The 25,696-nt window shown below is 46.1% G+C and carries 20 protein-coding genes and 1 CRISPR repeat array (1 of these 21 only partly in view); of the genes, 2 read left to right on the top strand and 18 right to left on the bottom strand.

Translation table 11 applies throughout. From position 1 onward, the window contains the following. Positions 1 to 3: 3 nt before the first annotated feature. Complete coding sequence (locus tag BN6539_RS07965; protein ID WP_067536211.1) at positions 4 to 2,430, bottom strand: CRISPR-associated helicase/endonuclease Cas3; 2,427 nt, start codon at positions 2,428 to 2,430, stop codon at positions 4 to 6. Between the two features lie 378 nt (positions 2,431 to 2,808). Between BN6539_RS07965 and BN6539_RS23425 the strand changes: the two genes are divergently transcribed. Continuing rightward, on the top strand, positions 2,809 to 3,138 hold the full coding sequence (locus BN6539_RS23425; protein WP_369907417.1) for a DUF3990 domain-containing protein: 330 nt from the start codon (positions 2,809 to 2,811) through the stop codon (positions 3,136 to 3,138). Positions 3,139 to 3,180: 42 nt separating this feature from the next. Beyond that, positions 3,181 to 3,312, top strand: a complete 132-nt coding sequence (locus tag BN6539_RS23215; protein WP_317870209.1) for a hypothetical protein — start codon at positions 3,181 to 3,183, stop codon at positions 3,310 to 3,312. Positions 3,313 to 3,724: 412 nt separating this feature from the next. On the opposite strand, the gene BN6539_RS07950 is transcribed toward BN6539_RS23215, so the two are convergent. The 17 genes from BN6539_RS07950 to BN6539_RS07870 form a co-directional block, all read right to left on the bottom strand. Continuing rightward, positions 3,725 to 6,106, bottom strand: a complete 2,382-nt coding sequence (locus BN6539_RS07950; protein WP_067538167.1) for a hybrid sensor histidine kinase/response regulator — start codon at positions 6,104 to 6,106, stop codon at positions 3,725 to 3,727. 298 nt (positions 6,107 to 6,404) lie between these two features. Further along, positions 6,405 to 7,697: an MFS transporter gene (locus BN6539_RS07945; RefSeq protein WP_067536209.1), complete on the bottom strand. Its 1,293-nt coding sequence runs from the start codon at positions 7,695 to 7,697 to the stop codon at positions 6,405 to 6,407. Between the two features lie 353 nt (positions 7,698 to 8,050). Further along, positions 8,051 to 8,353, bottom strand: a complete 303-nt coding sequence (locus tag BN6539_RS07940) for a YunC family protein (protein ID WP_067536206.1) — start codon at positions 8,351 to 8,353, stop codon at positions 8,051 to 8,053. 253 nt (positions 8,354 to 8,606) lie between these two features. Then, positions 8,607 to 9,098 carry an L-2-amino-thiazoline-4-carboxylic acid hydrolase gene (locus tag BN6539_RS07935; RefSeq protein ID WP_067536203.1) on the bottom strand — a complete coding sequence of 164 codons (492 nt, stop codon included), beginning with the start codon at positions 9,096 to 9,098 and terminating at the stop codon, positions 8,607 to 8,609. A gap of 11 nt (positions 9,099 to 9,109) precedes the next feature. Further along, entirely contained in the window at positions 9,110 to 12,421 is a 3,312-nt protein-coding gene (locus tag BN6539_RS07930; protein WP_067536201.1) for a DEAD/DEAH box helicase, read from the bottom strand. 132 nt (positions 12,422 to 12,553) lie between these two features. Beyond that, positions 12,554 to 13,831 carry an amidohydrolase family protein gene (locus BN6539_RS07925; protein ID WP_067536199.1) on the bottom strand — a complete coding sequence of 426 codons (1,278 nt, stop codon included), beginning with the start codon at positions 13,829 to 13,831 and terminating at the stop codon, positions 12,554 to 12,556. Positions 13,832 to 13,913: 82 nt separating this feature from the next. Further along, entirely contained in the window at positions 13,914 to 15,902 is a 1,989-nt protein-coding gene (locus BN6539_RS07920) for an ABC transporter permease (protein ID WP_067536197.1), read from the bottom strand. 5 nt (positions 15,903 to 15,907) lie between these two features. Continuing rightward, positions 15,908 to 17,884, bottom strand: a complete 1,977-nt coding sequence (locus tag BN6539_RS07915) for an ABC transporter permease (protein ID WP_067536194.1) — start codon at positions 17,882 to 17,884, stop codon at positions 15,908 to 15,910. Then, on the bottom strand, positions 17,874 to 18,638 hold the full coding sequence (locus BN6539_RS07910; RefSeq protein WP_067536191.1) for an ABC transporter ATP-binding protein: 765 nt from the start codon (positions 18,636 to 18,638) through the stop codon (positions 17,874 to 17,876). Before BN6539_RS07910 ends, BN6539_RS07915 begins: the two co-directional genes overlap by 11 nt. A 77-nt stretch (positions 18,639 to 18,715) precedes the next feature. Next, the gene (locus BN6539_RS07905) at positions 18,716 to 19,693 is read right to left on the bottom strand and encodes a sensor histidine kinase (RefSeq protein ID WP_067536188.1); all 978 of its coding nucleotides are present in this window, start codon (positions 19,691 to 19,693) and stop codon (positions 18,716 to 18,718) included. Next, entirely contained in the window at positions 19,690 to 20,301 is a 612-nt protein-coding gene (locus tag BN6539_RS07900; protein WP_067536185.1) for a response regulator transcription factor, read from the bottom strand. The genes BN6539_RS07905 and BN6539_RS07900 overlap by 4 nt, the downstream gene beginning before the upstream one ends. A 775-nt stretch (positions 20,302 to 21,076) precedes the next feature. Further along, positions 21,077 to 21,478 (bottom strand): hypothetical protein, encoded by a 402-nt coding sequence (locus BN6539_RS07895; protein ID WP_067536182.1) that lies wholly within the window; start codon positions 21,476 to 21,478, stop codon positions 21,077 to 21,079. A gap of 104 nt (positions 21,479 to 21,582) precedes the next feature. After that, positions 21,583 to 22,290 carry a response regulator transcription factor gene (locus tag BN6539_RS07890; RefSeq protein ID WP_067536179.1) on the bottom strand — a complete coding sequence of 236 codons (708 nt, stop codon included), beginning with the start codon at positions 22,288 to 22,290 and terminating at the stop codon, positions 21,583 to 21,585. Continuing rightward, the gene (locus tag BN6539_RS07885; RefSeq protein WP_067536176.1) at positions 22,290 to 23,765 is read right to left on the bottom strand and encodes a sensor histidine kinase; all 1,476 of its coding nucleotides are present in this window, start codon (positions 23,763 to 23,765) and stop codon (positions 22,290 to 22,292) included. The genes BN6539_RS07890 and BN6539_RS07885 overlap by 1 nt, the downstream gene beginning before the upstream one ends. Beyond that, positions 23,762 to 24,280, bottom strand: a complete 519-nt coding sequence (locus BN6539_RS07880) for a DUF6933 domain-containing protein (protein WP_067536173.1) — start codon at positions 24,278 to 24,280, stop codon at positions 23,762 to 23,764. Before BN6539_RS07880 ends, BN6539_RS07885 begins: the two co-directional genes overlap by 4 nt. Positions 24,281 to 24,298: 18 nt before the next feature. Then, positions 24,299 to 24,616, bottom strand: coding sequence for a nucleotide pyrophosphohydrolase (locus tag BN6539_RS07875; RefSeq protein ID WP_067536170.1), 318 nt, complete (start codon positions 24,614 to 24,616; stop codon positions 24,299 to 24,301). 56 nt (positions 24,617 to 24,672) lie between these two features. Next, the gene (locus BN6539_RS07870; RefSeq protein WP_067536168.1) at positions 24,673 to 25,314 is read right to left on the bottom strand and encodes a hypothetical protein; all 642 of its coding nucleotides are present in this window, start codon (positions 25,312 to 25,314) and stop codon (positions 24,673 to 24,675) included. Positions 25,315 to 25,400: 86 nt separating this feature from the next. Continuing rightward, a CRISPR array of direct repeats spans positions 25,401 to 25,696; the repeat unit is 33 nt; unit sequence ATTTCAATCCACTTGCTCCATGCGGAGCAAGAC; it runs 8 nt beyond the window's last position.

Raw genomic sequence — 25,696 nt, 5'->3', positions numbered from 1 at the left:
TCACTAACTCATTAAAATACCATCATCTATAAAATACTCACCTATACAAACTCCTAATTCGTCTGAATAAGCCGATTTATCTAAGAAAATCACACCAGGAAAAATCACTTCTTCCAGTTTATTGTCTTCCCGTAATGCCCGTAGTTCATTTTCAAATAAGCTCACAGTATACGGTTTCAAGTTTTTGAGCTGTTCCTTAACATATTGTATGTCATTCTCTGCTTTCGCTGATGTAAGGTTGAGTTGATATTCCTTAGCTTTTTCATCGTAAGCAACGATGACATCTGATTTATCATCATCAAAGACTTTGCAGTTTTCACCAGCTGTTTTAAAAGCTTGTTTTAAATAATAGTGCTTGTTACATTTTAGACCTCCATTTGTTGAAAGCATGGTGCGGATGGAAAGTGGTTGATTATGTACCTTTACAATAAATTGGGTTTCTTTTTCACTATAAACAGACGAATACAAACGTTTAAAATATCTTTCTGTAAAGGCTGGAGATAAGTAATCTTGATTTCTCTGATTTTCCACTTCATGAAGAACCGATTCTAAGGTCTTCTGTCCTTCCTTGATGTATTCCAGAGATCCAAGGGATTCATTTTGCAAGTTGACGATATATACTGGACAGATTTTTTCCCAATCATTATTACGATTACATCTTCCAGCCGCCTGAACAATACTATCAAGTCCTGCCCAAATTCTAATAACACTTTCAAAGGAAAAATCTATGCCCGCCTCCACCAACTGTGTTGAGATGCAGATTACCTTACGTTCTTCATTAAGTCCAGGTGTCTTACCGATCCGATTCAGCACCTTATTTCTGTGTTCCTTACACATGGAGGTCGAAAGATGGCAAATATCCCAGTCATCCTGCTTCACCAATTTGAGTTTTTTGTACAGTTCCCTCGCAGTCTTTTTTGTATTGCAGATGATTAAGAGGGAATCCTTATTTTCTACGTTTTCCACCGCAAAGTCAGATAATTCATCAAGAGTCATTCCTTGTGGCGTAATTTTGTTTATGATTGAGGTTCTTCTGAAAACTTGTTCATATTCTGGTTTAATTTTAACCAGATCGATGTTTTCTGCTAAATGTAATGACCACTTAAATTGTTCAAATGCCGGTTGTGTGGCTGAACAGAGAATAATGGTTACGCCACAATGCTCTGCCAGAAAATTCAGAACCATGTTAAACAATTCTCCAAATTTCAGTGGAAGAGATTGAACCTCATCAATGATAATCACACTGTTACATAGCGAATTCATTCTCCTAATTGCTGTAGACTTATGTGAAAACAGGATATTTAAAAGCTGTACTAACGTTGAAATTATCACAGGCGCATCCCAAGTTTCAGTCATTAATTCTCGCTTGTCCAATTCTTCCTGATCCTCTATCGTTTTAACAAGGTTAGAATGATGTTCGAGAATACACTGATTATCTTTTATATATGTATGTATGTCCTTGCTATTTTGATCTAGGACGCTAAGCAAGGGAATAATGTAAATGATCCGCTCTTTGTTATACTCTGCAGCGTGAGCCAGTGCATATCTGAGCGATGCTAGAGTTTTCCCAGAACCCGTCTGTACGGTCAGTCTATGGATACCGCCTTTTTCTTTTGCAAAAATTTTGCACTGATTAGAAATGTCTGAACGCACTTTATTCAATGGAGTGTCCGAATGGAAATTTTTCAACTGTCCTTCCATATATTCTATTTGTCTCTGCCAGAACTTCTGATCTGCTTGAAGCAAGTCGATTGATTTACCATTCATAAATTCAGCGGTATCGCGGCGGTCTCCTTCTATCACAGCTGATGTAATCAATCGTGCGAGAAGTCCAAACATAAAAGACATACCAGATGCTTCATATTCTGAAGCATAAATTTCCATTTTCTTAACAAAAGCGAGGATTTCTTCACAAGCTTTAGCAAAATAATCATCTATTGTTTCTTGATCCGCTACTTCTTGAAAGAAATTATTGATTGTCTCTACATAACTGATTTCCTCATCATCACAATCTGCTCTATGGGAAAGACCGTTCTCCTCTTTAAGACCCGTGGAATCTTCTATATCGTAGAGACCATGATGTGATCCTATTGCGACTGCAAGAATCTCACAGGCTAGTTTCTCATGCGGCGTCTTTGCTTTTTCCCAATAGCGCTGCATAATAAGCTTTGCCGCCGCAAAGGTGTGATTTACGCTTCCACGCCGCGGTCCTTTACCCTCGAATGATGCCTCAAGGTATTCGGTCATAGCTATCTTTGTCTTTCCGCAATCGTGTAGCAATCCTGCAAAGAGGCCAGTGTAATATAGCCCTGCTGATTTTAAGCACTTGGCAGTATATGCAGCTGTTTGTAGGGAGTGCTCTTTAACTGTCTGTTCTACTCGTTTTCCGTCAATATTTGCGATATGTGCGAGATGGGATTTCTGCCTCATTGATTCCTCCAATATCTTCCACTTGCGTTGCAAATTAATTATATGGTATGATAACTGTGTCTAGGTGCCTCACTTAGTGGATTGAAAAATAGTTTTATACTGTAAAGAAGGAGGGATTGTCATTATCAATCCCTTTTTTAATTTTCAGACTTTTCATATTTTTATCATAGCACTCCTTCACATATTTGTCAACGAATATTTTATATTCGCTTCTTTACATATAATACTATGAAACTTTTTTATAGACTGTTAATTTGGTATAATATACTCAAATTCATGATATTTGAAAGGAGTCAATTTAATGATCCTATACCACGCCAGTAAGAAAATCGTTGAAATTCCTAAAATCCGTTATACAAAATACACAAAAGATTCCTCGTGGGTTTTTACTGCACCAACAAGCTTGATCAGGCCATACGCTGCGCCAACCGCAGTGACGGCACGCCCATTATCAATTCATATGATTATGAGCCTGACAATTCATTAAATATTTTGAGATTTGATCAGTTGACAGATGAATGGTTAGATTTTGTAGCTCATTGCAGAAGTAGAGAAACCCATCGTCATGACATCGTAGAAGGCCCCATGGCCAATGATACCATATGGAATTATGTGAACGATTTCATATTTGGTAAAATCAAAAAAAACAATTTTGAGCACTTGCAGAATTTCGATATCCTACCCATCAAATCAGCTTCTACACGCTAGCAGCACTTGACTGCCTTACCTTCAAAGAAAGCGAGATAATCTATGACTGACAAACAGCAAAATGATTTTTTCTACGTATGCTCTCTCATCGAGGACACGGCACGTAGAACGAATAACCAAAGAGGTGCGATTATCGATGCCCTTGGAAAGGACGGCGTACTCAAGCAGCTGTAGGATGCAGAGGTCAACCACTGCCTCTCCTTCGAACAGGTCAGCGATGAAATCATAGAAATCTATGGCATCAAACCTGGTGAGTTTGATACCATAACAAATAGCAAATATAGGATTCCTGGTTTCATGGATATTGGCAGACTCTACTCCATTATGATCGAAGACTGCGCAAAGCCTGGTGAAGAAGTCAGCAAATGATCAAAATCTTCAAATCCTTTATCAGCGATGAGATTTCCAACTTCAAAATCGGCGTTTACTACCAGAACCCCGATTATTTAGAATAGTCTTATAGAAAAGGGCAATTACTAGATTAATATAAGCAACGCGGAAATACGTCCTACGGACGATATTTCCTATGGAATAAACAAACAACTGGTAAGAAATTCTTACCAGTTGTATTTTCACCCCATATCCTTTACAACAGCCACTTAGCCAATGTCTGGCTCAACACTTCCATATCGATTGGTTTTGACAAATGTTCATTCATTCCCGCTGCCTTTGTCTTTTCGACGTCGTCAGAAAAAGCGTTGGCGGTCATAGCGATGATGGGCATCCGCTTCACATCTTTGCGGTTCAATCCTCGAATATTTCTCACAGCATCGCAGCCGTCCATAACAGGCATCTGCATATCCATGAAGATCAAATCGTAGTAATCCTCTGGTTTCTCCTGCACCATATTCACGGCAATCTGACCATTCTCCGCTACCTCTACATCGAGATTGACAGCAGAGAGCAGTTCTGTAGCGATTTCGCGGTTCAGAGCATTGTCTTCTGCCAAGAGGATTCGCTTTCCGCCATACTCGCCTTGCGGCAAAGAATTAAATCCCTTTGAAATAGGCTCTGACTGTTTGGAAACGAGTTGATTCAGCTTGTAAACCAATCTGGACTGGAACAAAGGTTTGACGATAAAGTCGTTGACCCCGGCTTTAACGGCTTCATCCTCGAATTCTGACCAATCATAGGCCGAAATCATGATGATCGGCACCTCTTTACCCACTTGTGCGCGTATTCGTCTCGTGGTTTCTATGCCGTCCATCCCTGGCATCCTCAAATCTATAATAACGGCAAAGTAGTCTCTGCCCTTGTAATGCGCGGACACCACCTTCTCTACCGCATCTCTTCCGCAAAGAGTATATTCGCCGTCCATGCCCATTTTTTCAAGTCTTTCACATACATCCACACAGACGATTTCATCATCATCCACTACCAAAATTGGAAGCCCGGCCAGGGATGCCGTATTCCACTCTGGCTGCTCCTGCAGTCTGAGACAGAAAGTGGCTGTAAATTTTGACCCTTTTCCATAGGTACTTTCAACCTGAATTGTACCATCCAGCATTTCCACAATATTTTTGCTGATTGCCATACCCAGACCAGTTCCCGGAATGGAACGAATTGCTTCGTCATCAGCTCTTTCAAAGGGTTCAAATATCCTTTCCAAAAAATCCTGAGTCATGCCGATACCATCGTCAGATACGGAAAATTCATAACAGCCCATTCCTCTCTGCATAGAAGGCTTTTCCTTAATTTCAAAGAGAATATGGCCGCCTTCCGGCGTGTACTTTGTCGCATTGGAGAGCAGATTGAGAAGCACCTGCTGCAAACGCTGCAAATCTCCAATGACCATTTCATCCTTCACATCTTCGATATGGGCTTCAAAAAATTGTTTCTTTCTGTCAATCATCGGCTGAATCATGTTAATAATGCTTTGCGTCATGCCAGCCATGTCGATCTTTTCTTCCGCCAAAACAATATTGCCGCTTTCCACCTTTGCCATATCGAGAACTTCATTAATCAGTCCCAGCAAAAGCCTTGATGAGGAAGTAATCTTTGCAAGGCAGTCTGCAACCCGATCCTGTTCCTCAATATGTGCGCCTGCAATCGCCGTCATTCCAATGATGGCGTTCATGGGCGTTCTGATGTCGTGGCTCATCCGCGATAGGAACTCTGACTTTGCCTTGTTGGCGGCAGAAGCAGCGTTCAGCGCATCCTGCAAAAGCTGCTTCTGACGTTTTTCTTCTTTGATTTCTGTGATATCCGTTCTCGTCATTACCAGGATGTTATTTTCTCGGTCAAAATAGCTGTAGCGCATTTTTTTGTCTTTTAAAACGCCATCTTCCAGCATATTACCATATATGATACATTCTCCCTTTTCCTCAATAATTGGCAAAATGTTTGCAAGCATCATTTTCTCAGTCAGTTCCTCCTGCTGCTCTGCGGGAACATAGATGCGGTTATAGGTCTGCACTTCCATTTCATAATCGTTACTCGTGATCGGAGGCATCGGTGTTCCCGACTGCACATTCGAAGCGTACATCACATAGCTGTTCGTATCTGCATCTATGTAATTGACATAATCGTACTCGGTCTCGACAGCTTTGGCAATGATTTCGCCTCTCTTGAATTCATTGATATATCTGCTTGACAGCAGTATACGATCCGGCTTTCCGCTCTCGTCTTCAAATACGTGTAAGAAAGCCTGGTGCCATTCAAATCCAAAAGATTGATTCCGAAACCGCATCTCAAAGACCTTTTCCCTGCACGCAGACTGACACATCTCTTTTAAAGCCGACAGAGACATACACGCCTGCCATTTTTCCTTATCTGAAGGGTAAACATATTCCTGCAGATAAATGGCAATTAACTCTTTGTAATCCATCACTCTGCCGGTTAATTCCGGTATCATGACATTCTGCAGAATTTCAACTTCCTGACTCTCGAGAGTGATCAACCATAAAGACCCCATCGTACTTTTTAAAACATTTATAAGCTCCGCCCCTTGCAGATTTGTCAATTTCATCCTAACCTCCGTTTTTTTCATTTCAGCCCTTCTATTTTACCATACTTGTCAAGTCTTTCTAGGGATACACCGTGAAATTATTATACTAATTTCTGACATAAAAAAGTGGCTGACGCCACTCCGCTAGGGAACCTAGGGTTCCCTTCGGTGCCTGCTTTGCAGGCTGAGCACCCTCCTTAGGGCGGCCAGGGGATTCCCCTCTGCATAAACCACTTTTCAATTTATAAGAAATTATAAAAACGCAATTTTCTATGAATGAAAAAAGGAGCATCCTGCAAGCAGGCGCTCCTATATTTATTCACTCTTCCAGTTTCCAAATATGACTGTCATTTCGAAAAATAAGACAAGTCACAACACCGAGAATGCCGATGATCATAAAGAACATGGCCGCACCGGAACCTTTGCCGCTGCCAAATGCAGTAAGCCATAGACTGTCTGGCTGCTGCATGGCCATGAACGGCTCGAAAACCTTGTCAACCAGTACACCGCCAAAAAGGTATCCCACCGGGATGGTAAAAAACTGCAGTGTATTTCTGGTCGAATAGACTCGTCCCTGCATTGCCACCGGGATATAGCTGCGAAAGAGCACGTCCATGTTTGCGTTCATAATCGGAACCCAGATCCAGCCTAAGATTGCACCCAGACACCAGACAGGAACCGAACTGCCAAAGGCCAAAAAGAAGTTCTCCGTGCTCATGGACAAGAATAAGGTGTTGCAAATAATGCGAACCCTGCTCTTAGGTTCTGGCAGCACAGATGCAGCGAGGCTTCCTACAAGCATGGCGATTCCCACCGATGCGTTGACAATGGCCAGTGCCCTTTCTCCTCCCCCGCTCCGTGAGAGAAGCATGGCGGGAAAAGCTGCGTTGTACATAGACGCTGTCAGATTAATGCCTGCCAGAAAGAGAATCAAGTCCAAAATCCCGCGGTGTTCTTTCAGGTATCGCAGTCCATCCTTTGCCGACTCAATCAAAGAATTCCCTTTGTCCTTTATTTCCTGTACTATGGGAATATCCACAAAGAAGCAGAGCGCTATAAAGGCTACAGTAAAGGTAGACAAATCAAAGTAGATCACTGCATCTAGCCCAAAAGCTGCGAAAATAGACGTCGCTGCCACAGGCGACAGAATGTTAACCAGTGAGTTTGAGAAGGAACGCAGTCCGCTCACTTTTTGATAATGTTCCCTCGGTGTGATCAAACTGATCGCCACATCTCCAGCCGGCTGCTGTACCGTGCCCATCAATCCGTTCAAGGCATTGAGGCAATAGAGGTGCCAGATTTCCAGTTGTCCAGACTTCAGCAATACGAGGACCATTACTGTGCAAAGAGCGGCAAAACTGTCGCTGACCAGCATGGTCACTTTTTTATTCCATGTGTCGCTCAGTGCACCTGCGAAGATACTCATCACGATATAAGGCGCGTAGGAACAGACGGATAAAAGCGCCGTCGTTAAAGCTGAACCCTTTTCCTGATAGGTCCACATCACAAGCGCAAAATTGGTCATCGAACTTCCGAGCAGTGACAATGATTGTGTCGACCACAAAATCAGAAAATTGTGAAGTTCTTTCATTATTAAATTGATATTTTTCATTTTGACTTTGCTCCTTTTAATTTAGTATCATTCAATTAAAATGCAAAGTCGTTTGGGCAAATCATCGATTCACTCCATGCAGTTTTGCCCTAACAGACCTTGCATGGAGCTTCAGCAATTACCAGTTTCACTTCAGGCTCACCTCTTTCCATTCTATCTTAGTATACAAAAAAAGTGGCTGCACCACTCCGCTAGGGAACCCTAGGTTCCCTTCGGCGCCTGCTACTCAGGCTGAGCACCCTCCTGAGGGCGGCGAGGGGATTCCCCTCTGCACACCCTTTTTTTTAATAGGAAATCGATATTTCCTATTAAAAAAAGCTGCCACACTGATTCCAGCAGGCAGCTAAGATTTGTTATGCGTTAAGCTTCTCGCAAGCCTCTGCACCAGTCATACCGACAGCGACGCCGAGAGCTTCTGCCTCAGGAGAAACGCTCTTGACCGGATTAGCCAGAATTTCATCAAAAGTGCTTCCGCCAACAACGGCTGCCGCATCCTTAACAGCTTCTGCTGTTCCCTGATTTAAATAGCCGCACATGATGTAACCTTTCTTGCAGAGAAGAACCAGCATATTCGGATGCCCTTCTCCGCCAGGTGCTACAATACGCACGCCCTGAACCGGCTGGCCTTTTACATTTAACATTTCAATCTGAATCATCTTATCTCTTCCTTTCTCGTCTCGTAAAATCTATCCTCATTATATCATGAATATTCCTTTAAAAATTCAATCGAAATTCATGATTCAATGGTTTCTTCTTTGCGACAACGTATTGCTTACGCAATACTCCTACGCTCGTTTCACTCACTCCGCTGTCCGTTTTGCCTAGCCAAGCAAGCTTGGGGCAAAACGGCAACGTCGTAAGATTGTGAAACTATTATAACATTTTCCGCCCATTCCTGCCACACTAATTCTATTTGTGATATCTCAGATGGCAGATATCATCTCCGCCTGCAATAGTCTTTGTCAGCTCCAGCTCACAGCCGTAGGCCTCACCGATACCCCGATCGCCACACATGGCGATGTCACAGAGCATGGCGATTTCCTCGTCAGAGCAGCCGCATTTCTGCCAGGCCTTGACCAGCGGGCAGTAATGAAAATGCAGCTCCAGCTCATCATCGGTGCTTTTGATCACATCCATTTCAAAGACTTTTCTGGCGGGCAGAGAAAACAACGTCTTGCGAAGGCCTTTCAGACTATCGGTCTTACCTTTCTTAATCAAAAACTTGCCTTCGCCAATTCCACAGCGGCGGATGGCTTCCGGTGCAAAGTCCATGGGCTGAAGCCCCTTCTTACGCGCCTCGTCGCAGAGAAGATAAAGCCAGGCTGCTCTCTGTTCCAACTGTTCGCGAATCGCTGCAATCAGTGCAAACTTAATCTTCGGTTCATTCTTAACAATGCTCATATCGTTCCTCCTTATGATTTTCGCAATAAATCCATCAGTTCTTCTCGGTTAAAGTCAACACTCTCCATAGCCCTGCCAGTGAGAATCTGATCAGCCAGATCCTTCTTGCGCTCCTGCAGTTCCAAAATTTTGTCCTCGATGGTATCCTGCGCAATCAGCTTATAGACGGTCACCACATTTTTCTGACCGATGCGGTGGGCTCTGTCCGTCGCCTGATTCTGCACCGCCAGGTTCCACCAAGGATCAAAGTGAATGACCATGTCTGCGGCCGTCAGGTTCAATCCGGTGCCCCCTGCTTTGAGGGAAATTAAGAAGACAGAGGTATCGTCCTCGTTAAAAGCTTTCACCATTCTGCTCCGTTTCTCTTTGCTGGTCGCTCCTGTCAAAATGTAGTAGGAGATGCCCTCCTGCTCAAGTCTCCCTTCCAAATCGCTGAGCATGGTGGTAAACTGTGAAAACAATAAAATCTTATGTCCTGCGCTGACTGCATTGCTGATCAGTTCGATGCACATCTGGGTCTTGGCCGATACTCCCTGATAATTTTCATAGACGAGAGCCGGGTCACAACAGATTTGGCGCAGCCTGGTCAGCTGCGAGAGAATTTGGATCTTCGACATTGAAAGCTCCTCGTCGCTGGCCCCGTCTAAGAACATCTGCAGCTGCTTCACGTGGGCGTCATATAACTTCTGCTGCTCGCCGTCCATTCTGGTGAACATATTCTTTTCAATCTTATCCGGCAGATCTTTGAGCACATCCTTTTTCAGCCGCCGCAGGATAAAGGGATGGGTCATCTTGCGAAGCCGCTCCATCGCTTCTTCGTCCTGCCCTTGGATGATAGGGTTTTCCATTTCCTTGCGGAATCGGTCGTAGGAATGTAAGAAACCCGGCATCAGGAAATCGAAAATACTCCAAAGCTCGCTGAGTCTGTTTTCAACAGGCGTCCCCGTCAGTGCCACGCGGAAGCCAGCGTGAATTGACTTTACAGACTTTGCCGCCTGGGTATTGTGGTTCTTGATATACTGCGCTTCGTCGATGACCTGGCAGCCAAAGGCGACCTCTTGATAAATCTTGATATCCCGCTTCAGCAGTTCGTAAGACGTGATGCAAACCTCCCCGGCTTCTATGGCCTCGATCAAAGTCTGGCGTCCCGCCGCAGTTCCGATGATCAACCGCGTCTTTAGGGCAGGTGCAAACCGATGGATTTCACTCTCCCAGTTGTACACCAGGGATGCCGGACAGACGATCAGCGATGGGCGGCTGTCTGCAGTTTCCTTCTCTTCCTGTTCTGACAGCAGATAGGCGATAATCTGCAGCGTCTTCCCAAGCCCCATATCGTCAGCCAGAATTCCGCCAAATCCATTGTGCGCCAAAGTTTTCAGCCACAGGAAGCCCTTCTTCTGATATTCTCTCAAGGTCTTCGACAAGGTCGCCGGCACCTCGAAATCATTGTCGTCCACCGTCTTCATGTCGCGGATCAAAGCGCGGAAATCTCTGCTGCGATCCACCGAAAGAGAGGTCTTTGCCTGCAATTCACTGTCCAAGTAAAGTGCACGGTACTTGGGCAGCAGCACCGTCTCCTGCCGGAGCTGCTTTGCAGTCAGGTTCAGCCCTTCCCGCAGTTCTGCCAAGGTGGTGATCCCATCGTCTTCTATCTGTACAAAATCTCCGTTCTTCAAGCGGTAAAATTTTTTCTTTTTGTTGTATCTTCCCAAAATATCGATCAAATCTTCCCGCGAGATATCGCCTGCTGTCAACGACAGCTCCAGCAAATCGCCGGATAACGAAATGCCGATGGATACCGTCGGCGTCGATCTGATATTGACTCTTTTGAGGCTTTCCGAGACATAGACCTGGCCTAACTGCTGTATTTCGTCAATTCCCTCTGTCAGCAGGCTGTAAAGAGTATCCTCATCCTTACTGATGACCAGTTCCTGTCTGCTTTCGTCTATGCGCTCAAAATAAGGGACAATCTGAGCGGCAGTCTCAATTTCCTTCACAAAATCCCGGCTCTCGTAATCAGTCTGCCGGTCATAAACGTTGTATTTTTTGTCCCCGTAAACAGCTTCAATCTTCCCTGTTACCACGTTTTTCTCCGGTGCATCCAGGTAAATCTTAAATTCTGCCTCTGCGATGCCGTAGTCCTCTTCAACAAAGTTCTCTATATGGCAGAGAAACTGCTGCTTCAGAGTGGGATACAGTTCCCGGCAGAAAATAGGGATGTCGTCTTCTGCGACAAAGAACGGATTGTTCACTTTTCTCTCCATGCAGAAAAGCAGGCGGTCAATCGCTTTCACATCTTTGATCGGCACCTTGAAAATCTCGCCCTCTGCAAAATAGAGATAATGCTCCCGCCCCCTCACCAGAGGATTGGCATCGGTAGCGACTTCGATGCCGCCTTCTTTGCCTGTAATATATAGATCCATCTCCGGAATCTTCTCACTGACACGCCATTCTCTGACCGCAGAATCGCTCAGTTCCAGCTCAAAAGTATCCTCTCCCATGATATCCAGAAGGGTTTCCAGCTCTGCTCCACTGATGGATAGTTCCCTTACCTTGGGAATCGTCCGTGTATAGTAAAGAACAGAATTCCCCTGTTCTTTTTTCTCCCAATCTTTGACCCACTTTACCAAAAACTCTGCCAACGGCTGGGATTCCCGATCAAAACTCTCTACAGAATGGATAAACTGCAATCTCTTGCCATAGGCAAAGTTGGCGGCTGCCTCCATATTCTCAGCAAATTCAGAAACGTCCTTCAGAACATACATGTGGTCAATGCCGATTTTAAAGGAAACCTGAATCTTTGTCTCCAGATTCTCCCTATTCACCTTAAAGGACGGCAGCAGGCGCACGCGTCCAAAAGCATCTTTTTGTAAGATCGGCGCGGTCTTTTTTTGAATCTGCATATTGAGAAGGTTTTTGATGGCATAAGTCGTCTGGGGCTTATGGACAGCAAAATTGCTGCGGCTGCCATCCCAGGATGTCTGCCTGACCTTAGATGCCAGACGGGTGGTTCCCTGCTGATGATTCATATACTCTCTGAGAACTGCCACACAGTGCTTGCAGATGCCGTCATAATTAGAAAATGCCGGACATTCACAAAATTCCTCTTCCAACTGGTCAGTTCTTTCGTTATAGGTTAAACTGACGTCGTAGTACCGCCTGTCTGATCCCCTGACCAATGCATCAATATGCTTGCGATCAGGATCTTCCTCATCTGCTTCGGTATTGAACTCCAAAATCCTGTCTTTTTCCAGAAAAATCTGCATGCCCTTTCGATAGGTCTTATCTATTGTTAAAGCACGAATAAATGAATCCGTAATCATAAATCCTCCCCCTGGTACCCTAGTCTACTTTCTATTATACGTTTCTATTTCACGCAAGTAAAGACTGACTTTTGACGCAATATCAAAGGCGGCGCACACGCACCGCCTTTCCGTTATTCAGTATTGGTCTTTTTAAAGCAATTTATCCAGTTCCTGATCTATGTAATCTATCCGCTTCACCTTCGGTTCTCTGATGAAATGCCCGCGGGCCATGACTAGAGATACGTCTTTCAAGGCAGTCAGGTCTTCCAGAGGATTTTGTTCTGTCACAATCAGATCCGCACACTTGCCGTCTTCAATAGAACCTGTGATTTCAGAGAGTCCCAGGATTTCGGCGTTTCTGAGGGTCACGGTGTGCAAGGCAAAAGCGTTTGACACGCCGCAGAATTTGGCAAAGTAGTACACCTCCCGCCACAGAGCATAGTGGGTAATGTACGGGCAGGAGGCATCGGTGCCCAGACCCACAGGAATATCATTTGCCAAAGCCTGTTTGGCGCTTTCGATGATATTCTCCATGACCACCTCTGCGTTATACTGATTCACCTCTGTCATCTTGGTCATCTCTCCCGGCAGTCTGGCAATGGCCAGAGCCGGAATGATGGTGCAGATCACTGCGGAGCCGTTTTCTTTATAAAGACGGATGATTTCCTCGTCCATCCGTGCACCGTGTTCGATGGTATCCACACCTGCCTTCAGGGCAATGCGCACCCCTTCTGTGCTCTCTGTATGGGATGCAACCTTGAATCCCAGCTTGTGGGCTTCATCACAAGAGGCCTTTGCCAGTTCATAAGGCATTCTGACCACGCCTGGCTCCCCTTTTACGGCTGCATCAAAGCCCCCGCCGGTGACGAAGATTTTGATCCAGTCCGCCCCCTTGGCCGCATTGTCTCGGATGACTTTGACACACTCTTCCGGCGTTTCACAGGGAATCCCCATCAGGCCATCCGTGTGGCCGCCGTGGACTGTCACGCCGTAGCCACAGGCCAGAACCCGCGGTCCGACATATTTCCCGATGTTGATCATATCTCTGTTCGCCAGATCTCGATAACTGACTTCACCCACGGAGCGGATGGTCGTAATCCCTGCATTGAGAGAAGTGAGGATATTCTTCTTCACTACGGAACTGAGCACCGTCTGCATCAGCTTGGATTTGTCCACCTTTGCCGCCAAGTCAGACGCTTCGCTGGCATTGGTCGGTTTCCCGGTTCCCGGCAGATGGACGTGGGCGTTGATCAGACCTGGCATCAGGTATCTGCCCTGTAAGTCGATTTCTTCGAACCCCTCCGGCACGCTGCCCTTCTCCTTCAGGGATACGATTTTGTCGTTTTCTACGAGCACCGTCATGGACGGGCGCACCTCCATATCCCTGCTGCCATCCAGCAAATTGGCGTGGGTAAATGCGTATTTCATAGGAACATCTCCTTCCTTAATTTGTTCGCTTGTCTTAATTTTAACAATATTCCGATGAAATAGCAATTATTCTTATGTAATTTCAGCATTTTGTTTTCTGCACCACAGTTCGCTTGGCAATCTGATAGATGGCGATGAAATATAATAGGTAGAGGATCGTGATGACCAGAGCGATGAGAAAAGTTGTAAGATACATTTCTCCCACTTGTCCTGCGCAGCCGTGCAGCTGCAGCAGCCTGCCGAACAGCCATCCCATGGGGACGCTGGACAAAACGGGCAGTATCAGTGGCTGGAAAAAGAAGCCGGCCGTCTGGCGCAGCAGCGTCTGCCTCTGTTCACCTTCACTGACCCCCAGGCAGGAGAGCATCCGGTATCTGCGCTTGTCCTCCGTCAATCCCGACATGATCTTCAGCGCCAGAATCGCCATGACCATGAGCAGAAACACAATGCCGATGTAAAGGGCGCCGATGATGAAGATAGCAATTTCACTGTCCCCCACCTGCCGATCCATTTCTTTCAGCCTGTAGTCACAGGTATCATTTGTATTTTCTCCATATTCATCTGTGTATGTATAATGATAAGTCAGATCTTCTTGAAGACCCTCTGCGTCGTATTGTTTTTGCTCTAAGACATAGACGACTTTTTTCTCCTGCCCCTCCAAAGACTCCACCGCCTCATCAGGCACCACAGTATAAATGGAATCAGGCAGAGGCGACTGCCCTTCCCTTTTGCCGCCATAAGGGTAATCTTTGCTGCCGAAATGTAAGGTGACAGAAGAATAATCTGTCTCAGCGGCGAGCGTCGAATTTGTCACTACCAGAAACCGTCCGCCCAGATTCACTGTCGGATATCCCAGTGCTCTGCAGAGTGCATTGAAGTCAGACTGCGAGATATTCGTACACACATAGAGGACGTTTTTCTCATACCAGGTGTCCAAAGGTTCTGCTAGCTCGTTGGTTTCATCTCTATAGGTGGTATAGGTGCACTTCTTTTCTATTTTTGCGTAGTTGTCGATGATGGGCTCTGCCTCCTCCGGCAGGATGGCCTGATCAGTCTTTCTGTCTGTATCGTTGTTTTCAACATAGGTTACGTCAAAGGGGTTAGATCTTTCGTGCCCTGTTCTTTCCAGTATTTTTAAGAAAAATGCGCAGTTAGAGACGAAGATTGCCGCTGTCAGAAGGAATGCCATCAATCCGACCATGACAGAATTGACGCTGAGGGTGCCGCTGAGCTGCCTCAGGGTGAAGGTGTTCGTGCCTCTGCCGCAAAAGGTTTTTTTCTTAAACAGAAACGGAATCAGACTCTTTGCAACGCCTATATGGAGGAAAATCAGAGCAATGGCTATGATAAGCAGGTCCAGCATGATTTCGGTATCCAGGTTTCCCTTACTGCTGGAATACCGAATTTCAATTAATCCAATGAAATCCATGGCCGCCCCGATCATTATCAATAGAGATGCCGCCATGATGAAGACCCAAACCTTTGGATGACGGCTCTTCTTTTCACTTTTTTGCGCTCCGTGCAGTAAGTCGTAAATGTTGACGACTTCCAAATAGACGAAAGAGGTAAATGCGGAAAGCAGGAAAATCGCGATGACAAGTCCGATGGTGACCAAAAGGCCTTTGGCAGAATACGACGCAAAGGTGAGTTCCAGCTGCATCAGCTTCATCATGATCGCCACCATACCCTGATAGAAAAATAATCCCAGCAGGATGCCCGTCCCCAGCGCAACGATGCCCATGATCAAAGTCTCTGTCAAAAAAATCAGAAGGATATTATTTCTCGTCATGCCAAGGGTCAGATACATGCCAAACTCCTGTTTGCGGAATTTGAGCAGGAAGGACGCAGCATACCCCAGTACAAAGGTTACGATGACGAAGACAAAGGCAATCAGCACCATCAAGCCATTCTTCATGCCGCTGTTACTCTCCGCATCCAGATTCAGCTGAGGACTGAAAATCATGTTGCACAAGGCGAATAACAAAGCCACAGTCAAAATCACTGTCATAAAGTAAACGAAGTAATTGCTCATCTGTCTTCTTACATTTCGCAGGGCCAGCTTCGCTAACATCTCCATCACCTCCCCGATTGGTTATTTACGATCACCGTCCGCTTGGCAATCTGATAGGTTGCTGTAAAATACAACACATAGATCAGTATCATGACAAGAGCGATGACAGCCGCAATGAGATATACCTCTGTCTGCTGCGCCGCAAAACCGGTCAGCTTCATGATTCTTCCGCAAATCCATCCGGTAGGAATGCTCAATAGTATAGGTATTGCAAAAGGCAGGAAGAAGAAACTGAACGTCTGCTGGAACAGCGCTTTGCTCTGCTCCTGTTCATCCGCCCCCAGACGGTATAAAACGCGGTATCTCTTTTTGTCTTCAGCGAGGGTGGATAATATTTTTAAAGCCAGAATCGCCATGGCCATAAAGAGAAATATGGCAGCGATGTACAGGGCGCCGACGACAAAAACTGCAAGAATGCTGTTACTCCTGATTCGGTTATACTCTTTTAATACATAATTGCACATCTCGTATGGCCCGTCATTTTCATCATCACCTGGCACGGTATAACTCAACTCTTCTTTCAGGCGATTGCCATCATACTTTCCGTCTGCCAGATCATAGGCGACGCATCTCGTAGCTGTTTCCATATTTTTCACCGCTTCATCTGGTATGACTACATAAAAATATACGTAGGCAAAATGAGGGTAATCCTGACTGATGCCGCCGTAGCGATAAGTTCTGCCACCAGCGCCAATCTCCGTCTGGGAAAAATCAAATTGCAGGGTATATGCGTCGTTTGCGATCACCAGGTATTCCTGATTCAACTGAACTGGATCAAATCCCAGAGACTGGCATATTTTGTTAAAATCGCTCTCTGTTATGAACAGATCGTCTTCCCCGGACCATTCTGTACAGTTGTGCAAATCATCTCTGCCCGTCGTATAGAACGCAAAGGGAAGTCTTTCGACAATTTTTGCGTATTTTTCAATCATCTTCTCGCCTTCGTCCACGGAAATCGGACTATATTGATTGTCGGCATCAGATTGCTCTTCTATATAGAGAGCGTCAAAAGGGATGTCTCTGTCCAGAACTGCGCGCGTATTCGCTCGCAGGGCGAAGGATGCGTTGGCGCCGATGACTGCAAATGCCATCAAAAAAGCAATCATTCCGATCATTATGGAATTTGCACGAAGGGATGCGCTGAGCTGGCGCAAAACGAAGGTATGGCTGCCACTGCTGCAAAAATGTTTCCTCTTCAAAAGCAGGTTCACGATACTTCTGGAAACTGCCGTATGGAATAAAATCAGACCGCCCGCCAATACAAACAAGCTGATGAAAACAGAGCCCAGACTTGAAGCGTCTTTCAAAAGCAGAATATCTACCTGCTTGCAGAACATGACGCAGCTACCGATGACGACGCTCAGAGAAATCAGAGTCAGAAGCAGCCAAAGGGTTGGGTGTTTTACCCTTTTTTCTACCATTTGATCGCCATGGATCAGCTCATGAATGCTGACTTTTTTCAGATAACGAGCAGAAGCCATGGACGATATGGCAAACATGGCCGCCACCAGCACGACGGTCCAAAGCAGACCCTTGGCAGAATAATCGGCAAAGGTGAATTCCATTTCCATCAAATTGGTCATGATCATAATCAGCCCCTGATAGATAAACAATCCCAGCAAAATCCCCAGTCCCAGTGCCGTAAAACACATGATCATCGTTTCCGAAACAAAGATGGAGAGAATATTTTTTCTAGTCATGCCCAATGTCAGGTAAGTACCGAACTCCCGCTTGCGCAATTTCAGCATAAATGCGGTGGCATACCCCAGCACAAAAGCGACGATCAATGCGATAAATATGGTAAGTCCGATTAACGCGATTTTCATGGAACTCGCTTCTTCCACCCACTGCAAAAGCTGCGGACTATAGATTACGTTGTTTATCGCGAATATAAAAGAAACAGTCAGGGAAACGGTCATAAAATAAATCAGATAATTCCCTAACTGTCTCTTGACATTCCGCACCGCAAGTTTAGTGAACATCAAGCTCACCTCCCAGCGCCGCTGTAACAGATACGATCGCCTGGTAAAATTCCTGTCTCTTCCGCTGTCCCCGATTCACTTCGTTCCATATTTTGCCGTCTTTTAAAAACAATACTCGATTGGCGTAGGAGCCTACGACCGGATCATGGGTTACCATGAGAATCGTCGAACCCAGTGACTGATTCATCATCTGAAAGGTTTCCATCAGAAGTTTTGAGTTCTTGGAGTCCAAAGCGCCTGTCGGTTCATCTGCCAAAACCAGCGCCGGGTTCGTGATAATCGCCCTGGCACATGCCGCCCTCTGACGCTGTCCCCCAGACAGCTCATAAGGAAACTTGGATAGCTGATCGGAAACACCTAAAGCCTCCGATACTCGCACCAGCTCTCTGTCCGCATCTTCATGAGGTTTCCTCTGCAAATTTAGCGGCAGCAAAATATTCTCACCAATAGTCAAAGTGTCGAGCAAGTTGTATTCCTGAAAGATAAAACCAAGCTGGTCTCTGCGGAAATTGGCCAGCTGCTTTTCTTCCATCTCTGTCAGCCTGGCTCCCTCGATGAAAATTTCACCGCTGCTGACGCGGTCGATGGTCGAAATCACGTTGAGCAGGGTGCTTTTTCCGGAGCCCGACGCTCCCATAATTGCCGTAAATTCCCCTTTCTCCACGGAAAAAGAGATACCGTCCAGCGCCTTTGTCACTACACTCCCCTTGCCGTAATACTTCGTTACATTTTTAATCTCTAAAATCTCATTCATTTGATCGTCTCCTCCTTTTCATTCTAATACTAGCATGAAAAGGCCATATCTTGTCTAACACAGGCAGGGTATCAATCTTACAATTTTGTTAGATTCCTGAAGAAAAGCGTAATCCGGGTAAATTTTCCTTCTTCCGATTCAACTTGCAGCTCGATGTCCAATCTCTTGCATAGTTCGTTTACGATGTACAATCCCATTCCCGTGCTGCGACCCATCTGCCTGCCGTTGCTGCCCGTAAAGCCTCTCTCCGTGACACGCCTGACTTCATGGGAGGGGATTCCGATGCCGTCGTCCTCAAAGATCATCTTCCCCTCTGCTGCAGTGATATTCACATGACAGCCAGGGCAATACTTCGCACTGTTAATCAGCAGTTGCTTTAAAATAAAGCAAAGAGATTTGTCGTCTGTACAGACGGTAAAACTCCCCGCCGTCTCCACACTGATTTTCGATGCGATCAAAAGTTCCATCTGACTTTTCACCGCTTCCTCAATCACGTCTGCCGCCTGCAGGATTTTGATCTTGGTGTCCTTCTCGGCACTGCGAAGTCTTGCATAGTAGAGTATGTTTTCCGTCAGATTATCTGCTCGCTTTAACTCCCGCCTCAGCTTTCTGACATCGCCATCATTGTCCAAAATGAGGGAACATGCGGTCAAAGGCGTTTTAGTCTCATGAATCCAGCTTTCCACGTAGTCACAGTATTCCTCTTTTTCCCGTCTTGCTTCTTCTACAAGCCCCACTGCCGATCGGGAAATCGTTCTGAGCATGTGGTAATACTGCTGCTCAAGATACCCCGTCGGCTGCGGCAAAATCTCTCCGAGCAGATATTTGTCTTCTAATTCTTCTTCTAGCTTCTGCAAGCGGCGGATCTGTTTTCGCTCCATGACAAAGCTGACCAGCAGCCAACTGCCGGTCAAAAGCAAAAGGAAGAGTTCTATGACGGCAATCAACGCAGCGCTTACCTCTGCAAATGCCAGAAAAACACCGGCGAGCAGCGCGCCGATACAGACAAAGCAAAGTGTGACTGTCTTTGCGTATAAGTAATCTCTGAATTTCATAAGCGATACCCCACTCCCCTGACGGTGCGGATATATTCCTCCGCGCCCATTTTTTTCAGTTTATCCCTGAGCCGGTTGACATTGACGTAAAGGGTATTCTCGTCGATATACAAACTGTTGCGCCAAAGATCTTCGATAATTTCCTCCCTGGTACACAGTTCTTTTTGCATCAGGCACGCCAGAATCCTCGTCTCATTTTTGGTCAGTTCCTGAGAATGCCCGTCATAGTGGACGGTCATGTCAGAGAGGTTCAGAGTCAGATTACGCACCGTGAGGACAGGACTGCTCTTGCGCTTCAGCAGTCTGCTGATCCTTGCTAAAAGCACAGAGGAATTGTAGGGCTTGCGGATATAGTCATCAGCGCCCACGCCAAACCCCAACAGTTCGTCATCGGCTGAATCTCTGGCTGTTAGGAAAATCACCGGCACATCAGAATGCAGGCGCAGTTTCCGGCACACTTCAAATCCACTTTCTCCCGGCAAATTGATATCCAGAAGCGCCAAGTCACAAGGGGCCTCGCTGACTGGCATATAGCCGTTAGCGCGAAGCAGCGTACAAAGCTCCTCGCGAATGCTATTATCGTCTTCTACCACTAAGATCTTTTCCATCTCTTCCTCCTACCGTCTCCATATTACAATCAGTATATCACAAAATAGCACTCTGCAAAATACCTGGTTCAAGTGGGCGGCTGGGATACGGCAGGCTTCGGAATGCGAGCCCCGGGACATGAGTTCGGGATACAAGCCTGGGATGCGGATCCTGGACGTGGATCCGGAATACGAGCCTGGGATGCGGATCCAGGACGTGGATCCGGGATACGAGCTTGGCATGCGGATCCGTTACGCACTTTGCCTGCTCAGCTCTGATTCTCCGTAACCGATTTGGCGTTTTCGGCCCATTCTGCGTAACCGGGGCGCCTGGTGCCCAGGCTCGTTACGCATTTTGCCTGCTTAGCTCTGATTCTCCGTAACCGATTTGGCGTTTTCGGCCTATTCTGCGTAACTGGGGCGTCTGGGACGCACACCCATTACGCATTCTTTCTGCTCAGCCCTAATTCTCCGTAACCGATTTGGCGTTTTCGGCCTATTCTGCGTAACTGGGGCGTCTGGTGCCCAGGGTCGTTAAGCACTTTGCCTGCTTAGCTCTGATTCTCCGTAACCGATTTGGCGTTTTCGGCCTATTCTGCGTAACCGGGGCGCCTAGGACGCACGCCCGTTACGCATTCTTTCTGCTTAGCCCTAATTTTCTGTAACCGATTTGGCACTTTCGACCCATTCTGCGTAACCGGAGTGCCTGGGATGCCAGGCGTAGGTTGAAATTACCGCACAAAAAAACTGCCATCAGCGAATCTCTTATTCGCTGACAGCAGTCTCAATAAAGCGCTTACTCGTGCCATCCGCCATGGTGCCCGCCTCCGTGGGAGGAACCATGGTGATTTTGACCACTATTATGATGGCCGTAATTTTGGTGGTTTGCGTGGGTTCCATCGCAGTCAGGATACTGACAGGTTCCATAAACTGGAGCCGCAGAGGTACTTGCTGTAGAAGCCGCAGATGTGTTCGCCGTTGAAGTCACTGGTGAGACACGGTTCTGCTTTGCATGATGAACGCCTCTTTTGAAGCAATCCTGATTTACCGTACAGATGGGCTGTTTTTTCTGCATCTGGCTTTGATAATCCACCCGCTGATTATCTGCACCGAAAGCAGTCAGTGATACCGCACCCACAGCAACAATTGTGAGTACAAGCGCCAATACAATCCATTTCTTTTTCATTACTTTTTTCAATTTTATCTCCTCCAGGTCAATTATACTTTTTATTTGCTAACAGTATAATCCCCTGTTATAAACACTTTAGAGGTTATTTCTAAACAAATTCTAAACTTTTCGACTCATGAAAGATTCAGCCGATATCCGGCACCCCATACGGTTTCGATGATCTGGGGATTCTTTGGATCTTCTTCGATTTTTTCTCGTATGCGGTTGATATGCACCGTCACAGTCGCGCTGTCTCCCACATAGTCATAGCCCCAAATCTTCTCAAAGAGATGCTCTTTTGAAAAAACGATGTTAGGGTTCAGAGCCAGGTATTTGAGCAGTTCAAATTCTCTGTTAGGGAAATGAATCTCCTCTCCGTTCTTAATGACCTTCCAGCTTTTAGCTAGAATTTTGAGTCCGCCGATTTGAATCAGGTAGTCCTCCGCCACATCCCCATGTGCAGATCTGCCTGCCGTCAATCGTTCATATCTTGCCAGGTGAGACTTGACTCTTGCCACCAGTTCCGCCGGATCAAAAGGCTTGACGATGTAGTCGTCTGCGCCCAGCCCCAACCCTCTGATCTTGTCAATGGATTCCTGCTTTGCCGTCACCATCAGAATAGGTATGTCGATTTTGTCTCTCACCTCCCGGCAGATATCATAGCCGTCTTTCCCCGGCAGCATGATATCCAGCAGAAGCAGATCAAAGTCTTCCGCCAAAATCAGCTTCAATGCTTCGTTGCCGTCACTGGCGATGGTCACTTGAAAGCCGTCGATTTCCAAATAGTCTTTTTCCAACATGGCGATTCGATTGTCGTCTTCTGCGATCAAAATGTGTGCCATCACACTTCCCCCTTTTCATTTCGAAAATTCATGATCAGATGCAGTCCTCCCTGATTCTCCGCCCTAATGGTGCCGCCGTGCGCTTTGACGATATATTGACAGACGTAGAGACCAAGTCCGCTGCCCTCTCCATCGCTTCGTGCCTCATCTCCCCGGTAAAACTGTTCAAACAGATGGGGCAGTTTTGCAGGCGGCACACCGACACCGTTATCACAGAAAGCGATTGTCAGGCTGTCATCCTGCTCTTTCTCCAGCGTGATTTTCATGATCAAAGGCTCCGCATGGGCGTATTTGAGACTGTTCTCCACAAAGTTATCGAAGACGCGTTTCATCTGCTCCAGGTCGATATCGAGGAAGCAGTCCCCTTGACAAATGCTTTGGAACTCCAAACAAGCCTTTTCTGCGATTAAATCTTTTTTCCCTTCCACATAACGCCCGAGATATTCTCCCATATCCGTTTTCTGTTTATAAAACGGCATGTTTCCCGTCTCCAGCTTGGAATAATAGAACAGTTTTGCCAGCAATCCTTCCATATCACAAGCACAGCTATAGGCGATATCAAGATACTGCCTGCGTTTTTCCTCTGTATTGGCAACGCCGTCCTGCAGACCTTTGATGTAGCCTTTGACAGAAGTCAACGGCGTTCTCAGATCGTGGGAGATGCCGCTGATCATTTCGGTACGCGCCTTTTCGTATGCCGCATTTTGTTCTATGCCTTCTTTGAGGTGTCTCTGCATCTGATTAAAGCTGTCACAAACATTGCGAAACTCGTCGTCTCGCGGGTACACGACCGGCTGAGTCAGATCTCCGCTCTCGATACGCGAAGCTGCAGCGGCAAGCTGATCCACCGGCTCCATAATCTGGCGGACCAGTTTTTTTGTGAACATGCGGCTGGCGAGCAAAATCGCCAGAATCACAAATGCACCAATAGTGATAAATAGCAAAAGGAATAACTGAAAGACGCGTCTGTCCGTACTAAAAAGAGATTCTTCGACTGCGTTGCTAGCGGCATAGATTTGATAGGTTGTGTCGTCCGCAGGAAACCTTGCGGAAAGCACCGTCACGCTGTTGATAAAGAAGGTGCTCACGGTAATCTCTGATGCGTGGTCATGGCCATGGTGTCCTGATTCAGTATCGCTATCGTCTTGCTCACCGATGGAATCCACACTTTCTGTCTCTGTTTGACTCAGGTTGGAATAGACGGTCTCTCCATCTTGATCCCGCACTGCCAGCCGAAAGTCATAGCTGTCCAAGGCATCGGCCCACTGCTGCCAGTCCTCGCCGTAACCTGGGTCCTCTTCCAGCAATTGCTGTACCTGCGTCGTGTGCGCTGAAAGTTCTGCGTTTTCGCTTTGGTGGGTCAGAAAGGTATGCTGAAAAATCGTCAGCAAAAGGCTCCCCACTCCTAGCAATACCAACAGGGCAGCCAATATCATGACCGTATTGGTAATGAATATTTTTTTCTTAATGGTCATAGGATTCCCACTCTCTGCATATCTCTCTTTAAAAAGCTCCACGGGTTATCGTAGCCACAGCCCGTGAAGCCGGCTGCGTGGCATAGATCGCGGTTCACTTCATGGCTCCAAAAGTTTTGATATAGCTGCTCTTCAGCAGGTGTCGGTACGTAATAAAGCCCTTCAATAGCACGATTCAGTCCGGCGACAGGCCTTCTGCCGTGGGTTTTGGTCATGACTGCATCGCCTGCCATGGCAAAATACTGATCAATTTGTTCTTCTGTATATCCCTCACTGGCGAATCCCAATCGAATCGCCTCTTCTGCCCGCTGTGCGATTATCTTCCAGTCCTTTGCCATCATACCCGCCATGATACAGCAAAATCGATTGCTGGCATTAACCACGATCAGCAGGTTTTTCTTTTCGAAACGGATGATGTGGAGTTCCCAGCAGAAGAAGAGGTCTGTGATGCCGCCGTAATTCAGTTCCTTTATTTTTAGATGTTTCTGTAGTGGAATCGTGATACCCAGTTCCATGATTTGTCTCCTTATATTTTAATCGAACTCGTCGTATTTTTTGCTGCTTCCCTTGCATTTTTCCACAGGATATTTTTCCTTGTTCTGTTCCAGCTTTCTGAGAATTTCCTGCTCCAGGTCGATGTCAATTTTGTCGGCAAGCATGATGCAGTACATCATTACATCTGCGATTTCGTCGCTAACAGCTCTCTGGTCAAAGTCGTTGTTCCACTGAAAGCATTCCAAAAGTTCTCCTGCTTCTATGGCGACGGATTTTGCCAAATTCTCCGGCGAATGGAACTGGTCCCAATCCCGCTCCTCGTTAAAAATTCTCAGTTGTTCTTTGATGTCGTTCATAATTGTCCTCCGAATACAAATTTTGTATTGCCTCTTACTACTTACTGCAAGATACATTATCTCATACTTAAAGTCATTAAGTCTCGAAATTTTTGCGTACCTTCCTGTACGATGATCGTTTTGGAACTGCCGTTTTTATATAAGATGAAAAGTCTATGAAATACCTTTTCTGGTATCTGTTTTTCCTCGACTGCAGAGGCGGCACCTAGGAAAGCACCGACGGGGCCAAAACTGCTGCCAATTAAACTCCGTAACACTGCACTTCCTTTATTGTATTTGTATGCCATTCCGCCACCGACTACCTCCGCGCCTAAATACTGGACAGCTTTAATGCAATCTGACCAGTCCCTTTTATTTTGGTTGCTTTTGGCAGTCTTATTTCGTTTAAGTGCTAGGCGCGCTTGCTTCTGTTGTTCTGCATCCCTTATCTTCTTTTCTTTCTTGGCTTCCTTCTGTATTCTTTCTTCAATGCGCTTTTCTATTTTTTCATTTCTCGCAATGGTTTCACGAATCTCAGCTTGACGAAGTAGTTGATGCATTTCTTCTTCATCGACCTGCGAAGAGTTGATATATTCTACCTTTGTTCCGTCCTTTCGCTTTATCTCTGTGTCTTTCTCAGCAAGTTTTGCATGCGGTGATTGCTCGATTCTAATATATTCTTTTTCAAAACCATTTTTATCTTTGATTTTTATACTCATACCAGGGTAACCCTTTCAATCTGTATTTCAATCTACGCGACCCTTGCAGGGTTGCGACCTTCGTTTGGTTAAATCCGTATTTCTTCATTTCAATCCATTTGCTCCATGCAGAGCAAGACGAAATAAGCAGTATCACGCCTGAACTCATAGAGATTTCAATCCACTTGCTCCATGCGGAGCAAGACTTCCCGCTTTGTGTTACGTAGTCAAGTATAGAGGGATTTCAATCCACTTGCTCCATGCGGAGCAAGACCCGACAGAACCGACAACGGAGGAACTGGAAACGGAGATTTCAATCCACTTGCTCCATGCGGAGCAAGACCCGAAAAGGCGAAGCAATCTGATAGATTCAAGAATATTTCAATCCACTTGCTCCATGCGG

Origin of the sequence: Emergencia timonensis (assembly GCF_900086585.1) — a bacterium.
GTDB lineage: Bacteria > Bacillota > Clostridia > Peptostreptococcales > Anaerovoracaceae > Senimuribacter > Senimuribacter timonensis.
This window is presented reverse-complemented; position numbering and strand designations above follow the sequence as displayed.